14 protein-coding genes are annotated in these 13,762 nt (G+C 67.9%); 7 read left to right on the top strand and 7 right to left on the bottom strand.

All coding sequences use genetic code 11. From position 1 onward, the window contains the following. Nucleotides 1–204: 204 nt before the first annotated feature. Together V7778_RS21215 and V7778_RS21210 are read left to right on the top strand one after the other, a co-directional pair. On the top strand, nucleotides 205–480 hold the full coding sequence (locus V7778_RS21215; RefSeq protein ID WP_335558903.1) for a hypothetical protein: 276 nt from the start codon (nucleotides 205–207) through the stop codon (nucleotides 478–480). Then, nucleotides 480–3,125 carry a tyrosinase family protein gene (locus V7778_RS21210; RefSeq protein ID WP_335558901.1) on the top strand — a complete coding sequence of 882 codons (2,646 nt, stop codon included), beginning with the start codon at nucleotides 480–482 and terminating at the stop codon, nucleotides 3,123–3,125. The genes V7778_RS21215 and V7778_RS21210 overlap by 1 nt, the downstream gene beginning before the upstream one ends. A gap of 35 nt (nucleotides 3,126–3,160) precedes the next feature. On the opposite strand, the gene V7778_RS21205 is transcribed toward V7778_RS21210, so the two are convergent. After that, the gene (locus V7778_RS21205) at nucleotides 3,161–3,604 is read right to left on the bottom strand and encodes a cytochrome C (RefSeq protein WP_335558899.1); all 444 of its coding nucleotides are present in this window, start codon (nucleotides 3,602–3,604) and stop codon (nucleotides 3,161–3,163) included. A gap of 325 nt (nucleotides 3,605–3,929) precedes the next feature. Here V7778_RS21205 and V7778_RS21200 point away from each other — a divergent pair, with 325 nt between their 5' ends. Both V7778_RS21200 and V7778_RS21195 read left to right on the top strand, forming a co-directional pair. After that, on the top strand, nucleotides 3,930–4,490 hold the full coding sequence (locus tag V7778_RS21200; RefSeq protein ID WP_335558897.1) for a sigma-70 family RNA polymerase sigma factor: 561 nt from the start codon (nucleotides 3,930–3,932) through the stop codon (nucleotides 4,488–4,490). Further along, nucleotides 4,487–5,179: an anti-sigma factor gene (locus V7778_RS21195; RefSeq protein ID WP_335558896.1), complete on the top strand. Its 693-nt coding sequence runs from the start codon at nucleotides 4,487–4,489 to the stop codon at nucleotides 5,177–5,179. Before V7778_RS21200 ends, V7778_RS21195 begins: the two co-directional genes overlap by 4 nt. Before the next feature lie 19 nt (nucleotides 5,180–5,198). On the opposite strand, the gene V7778_RS21190 is transcribed toward V7778_RS21195, so the two are convergent. Together V7778_RS21190 and V7778_RS21185 are read right to left on the bottom strand one after the other, a co-directional pair. Continuing rightward, on the bottom strand, nucleotides 5,199–6,851 hold the full coding sequence (locus V7778_RS21190; RefSeq protein WP_335558894.1) for a DUF4394 domain-containing protein: 1,653 nt from the start codon (nucleotides 6,849–6,851) through the stop codon (nucleotides 5,199–5,201). A 151-nt stretch (nucleotides 6,852–7,002) separates the two neighbouring features. Continuing rightward, nucleotides 7,003–8,088 (bottom strand): tartrate dehydrogenase, encoded by a 1,086-nt coding sequence (locus V7778_RS21185; protein ID WP_335558893.1) that lies wholly within the window; start codon nucleotides 8,086–8,088, stop codon nucleotides 7,003–7,005. Between the two features lie 93 nt (nucleotides 8,089–8,181). On the opposite strand from V7778_RS21185, the gene V7778_RS21180 reads away from it, so the two are divergent. The 3 genes from V7778_RS21180 (at nucleotide 8,182) to V7778_RS21170 (ending at nucleotide 10,395) form a co-directional block, all read left to right on the top strand. After that, nucleotides 8,182–9,084: a LysR substrate-binding domain-containing protein gene (locus tag V7778_RS21180; protein ID WP_335558891.1), complete on the top strand. Its 903-nt coding sequence runs from the start codon at nucleotides 8,182–8,184 to the stop codon at nucleotides 9,082–9,084. Nucleotides 9,085–9,155: 71 nt separating this feature from the next. Next, nucleotides 9,156–9,941, top strand: a complete 786-nt coding sequence (locus V7778_RS21175; protein WP_335558889.1) for a hypothetical protein — start codon at nucleotides 9,156–9,158, stop codon at nucleotides 9,939–9,941. 130 nt (nucleotides 9,942–10,071) lie between these two features. Then, nucleotides 10,072–10,395: a hypothetical protein gene (locus V7778_RS21170; RefSeq protein WP_335558887.1), complete on the top strand. Its 324-nt coding sequence runs from the start codon at nucleotides 10,072–10,074 to the stop codon at nucleotides 10,393–10,395. A 95-nt stretch (nucleotides 10,396–10,490) separates the two neighbouring features. On the opposite strand, the gene V7778_RS21165 is transcribed toward V7778_RS21170, so the two are convergent. The 4 genes from V7778_RS21165 to V7778_RS21150 are packed head-to-tail and all read right to left on the bottom strand — an operon-like array spanning nucleotide 10,491 to nucleotide 13,757. Then, entirely contained in the window at nucleotides 10,491–11,744 is a 1,254-nt protein-coding gene (locus V7778_RS21165) for a CaiB/BaiF CoA transferase family protein (protein ID WP_335558885.1), read from the bottom strand. Between the two features lie 32 nt (nucleotides 11,745–11,776). Continuing rightward, the gene (gene speD / locus V7778_RS21160; RefSeq protein WP_335558884.1) at nucleotides 11,777–12,136 is read right to left on the bottom strand and encodes an adenosylmethionine decarboxylase; all 360 of its coding nucleotides are present in this window, start codon (nucleotides 12,134–12,136) and stop codon (nucleotides 11,777–11,779) included. Further along, nucleotides 12,133–12,294: a hypothetical protein gene (locus V7778_RS21155; protein WP_335558882.1), complete on the bottom strand. Its 162-nt coding sequence runs from the start codon at nucleotides 12,292–12,294 to the stop codon at nucleotides 12,133–12,135. The genes speD and V7778_RS21155 overlap by 4 nt, the downstream gene beginning before the upstream one ends. After that, nucleotides 12,291–13,757 (bottom strand): DUF4178 domain-containing protein, encoded by a 1,467-nt coding sequence (locus V7778_RS21150; protein ID WP_335558879.1) that lies wholly within the window; start codon nucleotides 13,755–13,757, stop codon nucleotides 12,291–12,293. The genes V7778_RS21155 and V7778_RS21150 overlap by 4 nt, the downstream gene beginning before the upstream one ends. Nucleotides 13,758–13,762 lie beyond the last annotated feature (5 nt).

Genomic DNA, 13,762 nt, shown 5'->3' with positions numbered 1-13,762 from the left:
TCCCCCATGTGGGTCCGGAACGACCCGGTGGAAGGGCAGGGCCGGGTGGGTATCGACCCGGCCGGCGGCGCTTGCGCCCGGGGGCAGGCTGCTTCTCGTGCATTTCCCTTTTTGTCCATCACTGGCATGTGGGTTGCTTGATCCATGCAGACACGGGAAGGTTTGTCATCCCGACGACCCGACTGTCAGCGAAAGGAGCGCGCCATGCCATCACCATCGGACAAGCGGCCGGACCCCGAGACGAGCGAACATGAGGTGGACGGACATGTGGTCCGCATCGTCAGCGGGCCGGATCATGAGGAATTGTGGATCGACGGCGCGCGCCGCCGCTTCTTCAGTAATTCCGGCGGATATGTTCTGGCCGACAATGCGTATGTGCCGGGGCGCGACAGCCTGCTCGAGGCGGTGCGTGTCTACCTGGGCCAGTCCGAGCGCGAGCGCGGCGGCCAGGCGCGCGAAGCACCACGGGGAGAACAGTGATGCGCTGCCGGAAAAACTTCATCGACCTGACCCCGGTCGAGCGCGAGCGGCTGGCGGACGCCTTCAACGACGTGTTCAGCCGCGGCGTCATCGCCAGCATGGCCGGCGAGCACGATGCCCACTTCAACCACGGCATCCACTGGGGCCCGGCCTTCCTGCCCTGGCACCGCCACTTCCTGCTGCTGCTCGAAGGCGAGCTGCGGCAGTTCGACGACCGGGTCAGCCTGCCGTACTGGGACTGGACGCGCCCGGATTCGCGCGACATCGACGTCGAACCCTGGAAATCCTTCTTCGGCGGGCGCAACAAGAGCGGCGGCCGCTTCGACCACTGGGACTTCGTGCGCCGCAGCGACGCCGCCGGCACCGTCCTGCCCAGCCTTGCCGACGTGCTCGGCGAGCTCGGCGCAGCGGATTACCCGGCCTTCCGGGCGATCGAATGCGGCACTCACTTTCCTGCCCATAACTGGGTGGGCGAGAGCATGTCCGGCGGCCGCTCGCCGGACGATCCGCTGTTTTATCTGCACCACTGTAACGTCGACCGCATCTGGGCCATCTGGCAGCTCAACCACCCGGCGCCTGGCGTCGAACAGTATTCGGGGGCAAGCAGCACCTGCAACGAGGACAGCGACGCCTTCGTGGACCTGAACTCGCCGATGCACGGCGGCGCCACGCCCGCATCGATGCTCAACCACGTCGCGCTCGGCTATGTCTACCATCGCGACGACGCCTTGCTCGCGGCCGCGCAGGCGCAGGGCATGGCGGGTTTCATCGCGGGCGATCCGCTCACCGTCACGCTCGACACGCCGCAGGTGACGTTCAACGACGTGCCCGAGGGCGACACGACCCACCGCGCGGCGCTGTTCAAGATCAGCGGCTGCGGCGGGCTGATGTTCGAGGCGGCGATCACCTCCGGGCCCTTCACCCTGGCCGACCCGAGTCCCTATTCCTTCCCCGGCAGCGCCTTCCCGACCGACGCGTTCAGGATCTGGGTCCAGTTCACCGGCCAGGCGCCGAGTACGCTCGCTAATGGAACGATGCGTGTCGTCGCACACAACAGCTTCGGCGACGAGCTCTGGCGCGACGACGATATCCCGATCGTCGCCAATTCGGTCCGGCGCCCCAGGGCATCCGTCACCATGGTGCTCGACGAATCGGGCAGCATGCTGGCCAATGCCGGCAACAACCGCATGCGCCTGGAGGTGCTCCAGTTCGCGGCCACGACCTTCGTCGACCAGCTCTACGACGACAACGGCGTGGCGATGGTGGCGTTTTCCGATGCCGCCCAGACCGTGCGCGACCTCGAGGTCGCGGGGCCGCTCACGTCCGGCGTGCGCAACGACCTGCGCCTGAAGATCACCCAGCACGGGCCGCCCGACGCCTATCCCCACACCTGCATCGGCGCCGGCATCCAGAAGGCGGCGGACCTGATCGGCGCCTCGCCGATCGCGGACGATTTCGAGATCAACGCCACCATCGTCTTCACCGACGGCATCGAAGACCGTTCTCCCAGGATCGCCGACGTCCAGCACCTGATCACCGACCGGCTCTACGCCGTCGGCGTGGCCGATGCGGCGAATGTGCAGAACGATATCCTGCGCGCCATCGCCGACGGCACGGGCGGCTTCATGCTGGTGACGGGCGCCCTGGCGCAGGACGATGAATTCCTGCTGGAGAAATTCTTCATCCAGATCCTCGCCGGCGTCCTCAACCGGGACATCGTCCGCGATCCCGAAGGCTCGGTGGGCTTCGGCGACATCGCGCGCGTGCCGTTCTGGATCACCCGCTCGGACATCGCCTTCGACGCCGTCGCCCTGACCCGGGCGCCGCCCTACCTGGCGATCGCCCTGCAGGCGCCGGACGGGACCATCATCGGCGTGCCCCAGCTGCCGGCGGGCGCCTACCGGCCGGGCGCGACCTCGCGCAACCTGCGCGTGACCCTGCCGGTCCTGCATGACGGCAAGGAGCACTGGGAGGGCGAATGGCAGCTGCTGCTCGCGCTGATGGGACGCGGCGACTCGGCCAAGCTGGCCAATATCCCTGGCGCCATGTCGGCGGTGGGGCAGGGGCCGCGCCTGCCTTTCCACGCCCTGATCCATGCGCGCTCCAACCTGAACATGCGCGCAACGCTCAGCCAGACCGGGGTGGCGCCGGGATCCACCCTGTTCCTGCGCGCCAGCCTGAGCGAATACGGGCGGCCGCTCGGCACCCACCCGGTCGTCAACGCGACCGTCACGCTGCCGGATCACGCGAGCGTCCTCATGGCGCTCCACGAGACCGATACCGGGGTGTTCGAAGCCTCGGTGCTGGCAACGCAGAACGGGGTCTACCGTTTCCATCTGGTGGCGGAGGGGCATGCCACGCGCGGCGCGAAGTTCAGCCGCGAGCAGCTGCTCTCGGCCGTGATCGGCCGCGCACCCCAGCCCGGCGATCCGCGGCCGGGCGAGGGCGGCGATGGCGGCCCTGGCGGCAACGGTGACGATGGGGTGAAAGACCTGCTTTGCTGCCTGCTGAGCGAACGCGTGCTGACCGGGCAGTTCGCCGAGCTGGCGAAGCGCCTGGGCATCGATCTCGAGCAGCTGAGGCGTTGCGCACGGCATGTCTGCCATCCCCGCGACGAGCCGGACCGGCCGCCGGTCCTCCGGTGAACGGGAGAGCGCCGCGCCTGGCCCGCGCGGCGGTCTTACTTGGGCGGGCCGGGGAACTGGATGTGGGGCCCGGTGGGCGCCTGGCCCGGCGGCACGTAGGCCGGCGCCGGCGTACCGGCCGGCCCCAGGTGGCGCACGAAGCGGTAGATCGCGCGCACGTCTTCCTTGTCCATGTCGCGCAGCGCGAACCAGGGCATGGGAGGGCGCAGTTTCACGGTCTGCGCGGTCTTGACCCAGTCGGCTTCGCTCATCTTGCTCAATGACAGTCGCAGGTTGGAGGGATAAGTCGTGCCCCAAGGGCCGCGCCAGCCGAGCTGGTCGCCGAGCAGCCAGTCTTTTTCCGCGACTTGCCCGGCGGACTGCGCATACCCGGCCGTGTGGCAATCGTTGCAGCCGGCAATCTTGACCAGATAGCGGCCCCGTTCGATGTAGTTGCCTTTCGCCGCCGCCCCCGGACTGTCCGCGGAGAAGGCCGTCATGGGCGCGCAAACGGCCAGGATGGCAAGGACGTGAACGGCAAGGACCGACCATTTGTTGCTCGTGCTCTCCATTGACTGCCTCCGCATCAGTAAGGATCGACAAGAAAACTGGCTCTACGGTATGGGTATTGCGAGGCCATTCTGCGCCGAATCCTTGGGCGAAAGAAGTGCCGGGGCCGAAAATAGCATAAATACAACAACCAAAAGTCGCTGCCGAGCCTGCGATTTCAGACGGCGTGGGCGTAGGGGACCGCGCCAGGCTCGCTATAATGCATTGTCTTCGGGAGCGTCCTGTCCCGGCCCATCCATCCTGAAACGGCATGCCGTGACGACCACACCCGACGCATTCGATCATGACGCCGCGCTGAAGGCTTGCGCGCGTGGAGACAGACAGGCCTTGCGCCGCCTGTACGACCAGGAAGCACCACGCCTGCTGGGGGTGGCCATGCGCATCGTGCGCGATCGCGCGCGCGCCGAGGACGTGCTGCAGGATGCATTCGTCAGCATCTGGAGCAAGGCGGCAAGCTTCGATGCGGCCCGCGGCTCGGGACGCGGCTGGATGTATACCATCGTGCGGCACCAGGCGCTGGACACGGTGCGTGGCGGTGCGCGCGACATCGCGGTCGGCGAAGAAGCCTTGGAAGCGATCGAGGCCGCCGGCGCCGGCGGCGACAGCGTGTTCGAGGCGTTCGCGCTGCGCGAGGACCTGGGACGCCTGCGCGAGTGCCTGGCGCGGCTCGACACCGCCAAGCGAAACAGCATCCTGTACGCCTATGTGGACGGCTTTTCGCACAGCGAGATCGCCGAGCGCCTCAAGTCGCCGCTGGGGACGGTCAAGGCCTGGATCAAGCGTGGACTGGGCGCGCTGAAGGAGTGCATGGTATGAACCCGGCACGCGATCCCTTTGAGCTGGCCGGCGAATACGTGCTCGGCACCTTGCCGGCCGAGGGCCGCCGCGAGGTGGAGCAGTCCTTGCCGCAGGATGCCGCGCTGCGCGCCGCGGTCGACTTCTGGGAAAGCAGGCTGCTGCCCCTGACCGCGCTGGCCGATCCGGTGACGCCCTCGCCGGGCTTGTGGACCCGGATCGAGCTGGCCCTGCCGCCACCGCCGCCCGCCGCGCGGCCGGCGCGCTGGTGGGAACGCCTGGACGTGTGGCGCGCCCTGGCGGCCGGCGGTTTCGCGGCCGCCGCGGTCATGGCCGCGGTGGTCGGCCTGCGCCTGCAGCAGCCGGAACCGCCGCGCTACATGGTGGTGCTCGCGGCGCCACAGAACGCCACGCCAGGCTGGGTCCTGAAGATGGTCGACGCGGATACGCTGCGCCTCGAACCGCTGGCCGGCACGGCGGTGCCTGACCAGCGCGCACTCCAGCTCTGGACCAAGGCCGACGGCTGGACCGGCCCGGTCTCGCTGGGGCTGGTCCGGCCGGGCCGGGCGGTCGAGGTCGAACTGGGCAAGCTGCCGCCGGTGCAGCCGAACCAGCTGTTCGAGATCACCCTGGAGCCGGCCGCCGGTTCGCCGATCGGCAGGCCGACCGGCCCGATCCTCTACATCGGCCGCGCCGTCAGCCTGCTCTAAGAGCGCGCTCCATGTCCCCTCAGCGCAGCCGGATGGCAAGGTCGCGCAAGCCGACCGCGCCGTTGCCGATGCGCGAAGCGGCCGGCTCCGCGGCGCCATTGACGGGCGTCGCGGCCCCGGTCGCCAGGTCGATCCGGTACAGGATGCTGGGGCCCGCCACGGCGCTGCGCAGCGCGGCCAGCACCAGGCCGTTGGCCCCGCCTGCGATGTCCATGGCGTTATCTCCTGCAATGTCCAGGCCGAGCGGGCCCACGTTGGCCAGCGTGCCGTCGTTCGGCGGATTCTGCAGGGCCAGCACGTCGCCAGCGCTGTCGAGGTCGAACAACTGCGTGGTGGCGGCGCCGGCAATGCTGTTGGTATAGGCGGCCGCGCTCACCGCGGGAGCCGCGCCCGGCGCGCCGGCGCGGTTGAGCGTGCCGTCGGTGGTGGTGGCGCCGGTATCGGCATTGATGCGCAGGCTCTGGCCGGTATCCGAGATCACGCGCAGGCGGTCGGCCACCGGATTGAAATCGACCGCGAAGGCGGCGCCGGCGAGGGCGGTATAGGGCGCAGTGGCGTCGGCGGTGTCGGCAGCCAGGGTGGCTTTCGCCGTCGCCGCGCCGGTGGCCGCATCGATGGTGACGATGCGGGCCGCCGAGGTCAGGCCGTACAGCATGCCGTCCTTGGGACGCACGTCGATGCCGAGCAGGGTCTCGCCGGCGTTCAGGCCGCTGATCGCGACATTGCTGTCGAGCGTACCCGGCGTGGACACCTTGAAGGCCAGCAGGCGGTTGTCGTCCGTCAGGCCCATCACCACCGGCGCCTGGGCGGCGCGCAGGGCGATGCCGCGGATGTCTTCCGTACCGCCGAGCGCCCCCACCAGCGTGGCGGCGCCGCTGCCGGCGGACAGGTTCACGGTGTACAAGTTGCGGGCGCCGCCCACCGTCGCCAGCAGGTAGCCGGTATTCGTGTGCGGGTCGATGTCGAAGCCGGTCGCGCTTCCCGCGTCCACGCCCAGCGCCACCGGTGTTCCCAGGGTCCCGTTGTTGGGCGGATTTTGCAGATACAGCGCGTCGGTGACGGTATCGATGCCGTACAGGGCCGTGGCGCCGGTGCCGGCAAAGGAATTGGTATAGGCCGAGGCGGTGATCGCCGTGCCGGCGGCGCCGCCGTTGATGTTGCCGTCGGTGGTGGTGGCGCCGGTGTCGACGTTGATGCGCAGGCTCTGCCCGGTATTGCCGACAATGCGCAGGCGGTCCGCGACCGGGTTGAAATCGACGCCGAAGTCGGCGCCGGACAAGGACGTAAACGGGGCCGAGGTGTCGGCCGCATCGGCGGCCAGGGTGGACTTGAGGGTGACGGCGCCGCTCGCGGTATCGATCGTGTACAGGCGGCCGCCGGAGCCGACCCCGTAGAGCATCCCGTCCGAGGGGCGGAAGTCGATGCCGACCAGGTTGTCGCCGCCTTGCAGTCCGCTCAGCGCGACATTCGTGCGGACGGTGCCCGGCGATTCCCGGTTGAAGGAAATCAGCCGGTTGCCGGCGGTGAGGGCGAAGATGTCGCCCGCGCTCATGGCGGGAGGTGGGGGCGCCGGAGGGGGCATCTCATGATTGTCGTCGTCTCCGCCGCAGGCCGCGAGGGCCAGGGCGATCGAAGAGGCAAGGGCAAGCTTGGCGAACTGCGGTCTGGTCATGATGTTGCTCCATGGTGGGGTTGGTCAAGGCAGCCTGCCGCCGGCAAGGCGGCAAGCCTGACACTTGCACTACGCATGGAGGCTGGAGATGGATGCAGTTGCCCCGAAAGTTTTTTCAGTCCACCTCGTTTCCACCCATCAATTCTTTTGCTCAAATAGAGGCCAGCCAGGCGGCGATTGCCTTGCCCACGTCCGTGGTATTGCTGCTGCCCCCCATGTCCGGCGTGCGCGGCCCCTCCTGCAGGCAGTGTTCGATGGCGCGCACCATCGCATCATGTGCTGCGGTATAACGGGCGTCGCCCGCGCCCAGGAAATCGAGCATCATCGCGCCGGACCAGATCATGGCGATCGGATTGGCGATGTTGCGGCCGTAGATGTCGGGCGCGGAACCATGCACCGGCTCGAACAGCGAAGGGAATTTGCGTTCAGGGTTGAGGTTGGCGGAAGGGGCGATACCGATGGTGCCGGCGCAGGCCGGGCCGAGGTCGGACAGGATGTCGCCGAACAGGTTCGAGGCCACCACCACGTCGAAACGCTCGGGCGAAAGCACGAAGCGGGCCGCCAGGATGTCGATGTGGTACTTGTCCCAGGCGACGTCCGGATAGGCCTGCGCCATCGCGGCCAGGCGCTCGTCCCAGTAGGGCATGGAGATGGCGATGCCGTTCGACTTGGTCGCCGCGGTCAGGTGCTTCTTGGGGCGGCGCTGGGCCAGGTCGAAGGCATAGCGGAGGATGCGGTCGGTGCCGTGGCGCGTGAAGACCGATTCCTGCAGCACCAGCTCGCGCTCGGTCCCCTCGAACATCTTGCCGCCCACCGAGGAGTACTCGCCCTCGGTGTTCTCGCGCACCACGTAGAAGTCGATGTCGCCCGGCTTCTTGTTGGCCAGCGGGCAGGGCACGCCCGGCATCAGGCGCACCGGACGCAGGTTCACGTACTGGTCGAACTCGCGGCGGAACTTGAGCAGCGACCCCCACAGCGAGATATGGTCGGGCACCGTGTCGGGCCAGCCGACCGCGCCGAAATAAATGGCGTCGAAGCCGCGCAATTGGGCGAACCAGTCGTCCGGCATCATCTTGCCGTGTTTGGCGTAGTAGTCGCAGCTGGCCCATTCGAAGGTCTCGAAGGCGAGCGAAATGTCGAAGCGGCGTGCCGCGGCCTCGAGGGCGCGCAAGCCCTCGGGCATGACTTCCTTGCCGATGCCGTCGCCGGCGATGACTGCGATGCGGTGCGTGTGCATGGTGGGTTCCTGGATGGTGTTGGAGTGGCACCAGCTTAACTCGGGACGAAATGTTTATAATCCACCGCATCGTTAATACCGAAGACACACAGCGTGAATAATCCTGTCGAAAATGAGGACCTGCGTGTCTTCGTCACCGTGGTGCGCAAGGCCGGCTTCGCGGCCGCCGCGCTGGAGCTGGGCATGTCGCCCGCCTATGTCAGCAAGCGCATCGGCATCCTGGAGGCGACGCTCGGGATCAAGCTGTTCCAGCGCACCACGCGGCGCAGCGTCATCACCGAGGATGGCGAGCGCGTGCTGGCGCACGCCCAGACCATCCTCGAGCATCTGGACAGCCTGGTCGATGCCGTGTCCGAACAGCGCCGCGCTCCGCGCGGACGGGTACGCATCTGCAGCAGCTTCGGCTTCGGGCGCAATGTCGTCGCACCGGTGATCGCGCGCCTCGCGGCCGACTATCCCGGCCTGCAGATCCGCTTCGAGGTGTTCGACCGCCTGGTCGACATCGTGGAGGAAGGCTTCGACCTGGATGTGCGCATCGGCGATGCGATTCCCCCGAACCTGATTGCCCGGCGCCTGAAGGAGAACCGCCGCATCCTGTGCGCCTCGCCCGCCTACCTGGCGCGCCGCGGCATGCCGAAGACGCTGGCCGAGCTGGCCGCCCACAACTGCCTGCCGATCAAGGAGCGCGACCACCCCTTCGGCACCTGGCGCCTGCGCGGCAAGCAGGGCGAAGAGACCGTCAAGGTGGCGGGATCGCTGTCGACCAACCATGGCGAGATCGCACTGCGCTGGGCGCGCGAAGGGGCGGGCATCGTGCTGCGCTCGCTGTGGGACGTGCAGCCCTGGCTCGACGACGGCAGCCTGGTGCGGGTGCTGCCGGAGTACGCGCAGGAGGCCAATGTCTGGGCCGTGTATCCGCAGCGCCTGGCCGGGTCTGCCAAGGTGAGGGTGTGCGTGGAGATGCTGGAGCGTTACCTCGCGGAGGCGCAGCGGTGACAAAGGGCGTATTTCGGGCCTGCGCGCGCATGCTAAGGTAGCCCGATCGTCACCCTCACCATCTCGAGATCATGAGCGACATCCCGGAGCATGTGACAAGAATGAACGCGCTGAGCGAAGCGGGCCGCCATGACGAGCTGCTGGCGCTGCTGCGGAAATCATTCGACGAGGTCGAGCAGGCCGTCGCGCCGGAACGGACGGACTTGTTCTTCACCATGTTCAGGTGGTCGATGCTGGCCGAAGAGTTCGCGCCGGCGCGCAAGGCGCTCGAGCAAGCCCGCGAGGGCCAGATCGCACGCTTGCTGGCCGGCGACTTGTATGTCGGGCGCGACAGGGAGACGAGCACGGAGGAGGACTGGTATCTGCGCATCGGGTGCTTCTCGCTCATCGTGCAGATGAACGAGACGCTCGCGGATGCGGGCTCGACGCATCGGCTGTTCGCGCGCTTGGATGCGGAGCAGCCCGGGCTGGCGCGACGCTGCGCCTGGCAGGCGCTGCCGGCCTTGGTCGAGGAAGGCGATTTCATGCTGGCCGACCGTTACCGCGGCGATCCGCTGCAGGGGATGGACGAGGTCAACCGGGGGGTCACGGCATTCCCCCTGTTCCCGCCGCCGCGCACTGCGCCGCGTCTTGCGGGCATGCTGTCGAATCTGGTCAAAGAGGTGGGTATCGGCGTCGCCGTCTTGCGCGGTTTGGGCCGTGAACAAGAGGCCGTCAGCTTGCGCGCGGCATTGCTGGACGGGCTCGATGCCGAGCACCTGCGCGAGTGGGCCGCCCGCGAACTCGAGGAAGAAGGCGCGCTCAGGCGCGAGGTGGTGGCGCGCCAGATGGCGCAGGAAGATCAGGCGCCAGCGTAAGCAAATGCCTCAAGGAACGCACCGGATTTGTCCCGCCACGCCGCTTGAATTAGCACTTGATAAACCCTGAATCCGTCCTAAGCTGGAATGCTCCAGTGGACTTATCCGCTATTCTTTCAGGAGGTCAATCATGTTGCAACCTGCCGAAATTCAACAACGTTTCCGTCACGTCCAGCAGACCATCAACCAGGCTGAAGAGGCCTGCCGTAATGATCAGAACATTCCGGGCGAAATCCGCGAATGCATCGAAAGGCTGGCCAGCGAGTCGAGCCGCGCGCAAAGCGTGATGCAGTCGAGCGACCAGTCCAATATCGTCCAGTGCATCGACGACCTGGAAGCCATCGGCGATGAAGCCAAGCGCGTCTGCCGCAGCGCGCAGCCGTCGCCGCAGGTGCAGTCGATGGTGATGCGGGTGCATGATGAGCTGTCGGATTTCAAGCATCAGCTGCATTGATTGATGCCGGCGCTACGAGTGCGCTGCGAACCAAGTTTCCCAGCACACCACCGGCCCAACCAAAAAACCGCGCCTCGGCGCGGTTTTTACTGACTTCACACGACCCCTTTGCCCCGCAGCGCCGCAATCTCTTCTTCGCTCCTGCCCAGCACTTCGCGCAACACCTCCTCGGTATGCTCGCCCAGCAGCGGCGGCGCCTTGGCGCTGGTAGCAGGCGTGGCCGACATCCGGATGGGACTGCGCACCAGCTTCACCTTGCCCGCCTTCGGGTGCGGCAGCTCGATCGCCACCTCGCGCGCCACCACCTGTTCGTTGGCGAACACCTCGCCGATGTCGTTGATCGGCCCACAAGGCACGCCGCAGGCTTCCAGCAGCGCGATCCATTCGTCGCGCGTCTTTTCCCTGACCATCGCGGCCAGGATCGGCACCAGCTCCTCGCGGTTCTTCACGCGCAGCGGATTGGTGGCGAAGCGCGGGTCGGCGCCCAGTTCCGGCCGGCCTCCGGCTTCCACGAACTTCTGGTATTGGCCGTCGTTGCCGGTAGCGACGATGATGTGGCCGTCGGCGCAGGCGAAGGTCTGGTAGGGCACGATGTTGGCGTGCGCGTTGCCCCAGCGCTTGGGCGGCTTGCCGCTGTTGAGGTAGTTGCTGCCCATGTTGGCCAGCATCGCCACCTGGGTGTCGAGCAGGGCCATGTCGATGTGCTGGCCCTGGCCAGTGCGGTCGCGGTGGGTCAGGGCCGCCAGCACGGCCACGGTGGCGTACATGCCGGTCATCAGGTCGGTCAGGGCCACGCCCGCCTTCTGCGGACCGCCGCCGGGCAGGTCGTCGCGCTCGCCGGTCACCGACATCAGTCCGCCCATGCCCTGGATCAGGAAGTCGTAGCCGGCGCGGTGCGCATAGGGACCGTCCTGGCCGAAACCGGTGATCGAGCAGTAGACCAGGTCGGGCTTGATGTCCTTGAGCGAGGCGTAGTCCAGGCCATAGCGCTTCAGGTGGCCGACCTTGAAGTTTTCCAGCACCACGTCGCAGTGCTTCACGAGCTCGCGCAGCAGGGCCTGGCCGTCCGGGCTGGCGATGTCCACCGTCACCGAGCGCTTGCCGCGGTTGGCCGACAGGTAGTAGGCGGCCTCGCTGGTGTCGCGTCCTTCAGCGTCCCTGGCGTAGGGAGGACCCCAGGCGCGGGTGTCGTCGCCGTTGCCCGGGCGCTCGATCTTGATCACGTCGGCGCCGAGGTCGGCCAGGTTCTGCGAGCACCAGGGCCCGGCAAGCACGCGCGACAGGTCGAGCACGCGGATGTGTCCCAGCGCTGTCGGCAGCGCGGATGAAGTGGTACCGGATTGCGTCATTGCTGTACTTGGTAAAGGTCGTGAAGCGCCGATTATAGCTGGCCGCGTTCCACCGTCCGCACCGTGCGCGTGGCGGGGGACAGGGCGCGTTCGATGATGTCGAGGGCGCGCAGCGGCTGGGCCTCGCCGCACATGAAGATGTCGGCGGCGGCAAAGCCGTGCTCGGGCCAGGTGTGGATCGAGATGTGCGATTCGGCCAGCAGCAGCACGCCGGTGACGCCCATGCCGGGGCCGAAGGTGTGGAAGTGGCTGTGCAGGATGCGCGCGCCGGCCGCCAGCGCGGCTTCGCGCAGCAAGGCGTCGATGGCGGCCGCATCGAGCAGCAGGGCGGGTTCGACGCCGGCCAGGTCGGCCAGCAGGTGGATGCCGGCGGGACGGTGCGGCGTGCTCACTTGTGGCCGCTCCCGCCGTAATAGCCTGAGCCGCCTCGCGAGCCGCCGCTGCGCCAGCGCCCGGAATCGTCGGCCGCGTCGAGCATGTCGACCCAGGAGACGATGGTGACGATGATCGTGACCGCGAGCGCATAGAAGAAATAAAGACGTTTGTTCATGGTGTTTCCCGGTTCTTCTTCTCGTCGAAGGAGATGAACAGTACAAAGATGCCTGCTGCCAGCCACACGACCGTGTCGAAGAAATTAAACAGGAGCGGCACCGCGTTCAGGCCCACCATCCACAGCAGGAAGCGCCAGCGCAGGTCGTTCGCAGACAAGACGGACTTGCCGCGCGCCGGCGCGGGCGGCGCCGGCAGCTTGAACCAGGCGCGCACCTGATCGAAGGCCACCGGCGTGGAGCGCGACCAGCTCAGCTCCTCGTCGTTCATCTCGGCGGCCAGGCTGGTCTGGCCGCGCTCGAACTCGCGCACCCGCACGCGCTCGCCGGCCGCCACCTTCCAGTTGAAGGCGCCGGCCGCCCAGCTGACGCGCGCCGGGTAGTCGAGCGTGCGTTCGTAGGCGATGTTGTGCAGCGCTACCTTCGGCACCGCCGGCGTGCCCGGTTCGGGCCACTCGTCCAGCACTTCCGAGCGCCACCATCCTGCGCCCGTCTCGACCAGCCAGAAGAACTGGCCGCGCGGGGTGTACAGCAGGTATTCGGTCCACTCCTCGCCGTCGTCGTCGAGGCGCTTCATGGCGCCGATCAGGTGGTAGTCCTGCTGCCCGATCCTGGCGACCGTGCCGAGCGTCAGCGTCAACGGCACCCGTGCGGTGCGCTCGCCGGCGGCCAGCACCTCGGCCTGGGGCGTGGCCGCATCGATGCGCGCGGCGCAGGCGGGGCAGACCAGATTGGCGGCCATGCCGGGCAGGTAGCCGATCGGGCTGCCGCAGGACGGGCATTGCAAGGCCTGCACCTTGCCGCGGTAGCGGCCCGCGCTGGCCTTGATCGCCTCGTCGTCGCGCAGCAGCTGGCACTGCATGGTTCCGAGCGTGGTGGCGAAGCCGGTGTACAGCACCGGCGTGTCGCCGTCCGAATAATCGAGGGTGGCGAAGGCGGCGCCGCGGCGCAGGTCGGCCACGCGCGCCTGCCAGCCGTCGCCGACCCGGAAGGGCAGCTCGCCCTGGCCGCCGACGCAGGTGGCGACGCGCCGGTCCGAGACCGTGAACAGCCCCCCTCCCGCTCCACTTTCCAGGTCGTACTGGGCGCCCACCCGGACCCGGTCGAAGTCCGGCCAGCTGGCGGGCAGGGGCCGGGCGGTAGTGACGGTGTACTGGCCGGACGCGTCGCCCAGCCAGCCGGCCCCGCCGTCCTCGTACATCAGGTACCACTCGTTCCACATGCCGGCCGCGTAGCGCAGCTGGATGCGGCCGATCACGGTGAAAGCGCGCCCGCCCACCTTGCCCGAGGTGCCGATCTGGATCGGCGAATAATCCTCCAGCACTTCGGACAGCTTGCCCAGGTCCCGCACCGCGCCGGCGTCCTTGTGCACCGTGGTGCGGCAGAACTCGCACACCGCCATCACGGAGGCATGCGAACGGAAGGCGACGGGGGCGCCGCAGGAAGGGCAGGAAACGCTCAGCATCGAGG

The sequence above is a fragment of the Massilia sp. DD77 genome, assembly GCF_036961685.1.
Classification (GTDB): domain Bacteria; phylum Pseudomonadota; class Gammaproteobacteria; order Burkholderiales; family Burkholderiaceae_D; genus Telluria.
The sequence above is the reverse complement of the archived record's forward strand: the minus strand, read 5'-3'. Positions and strand labels throughout refer to the sequence as shown.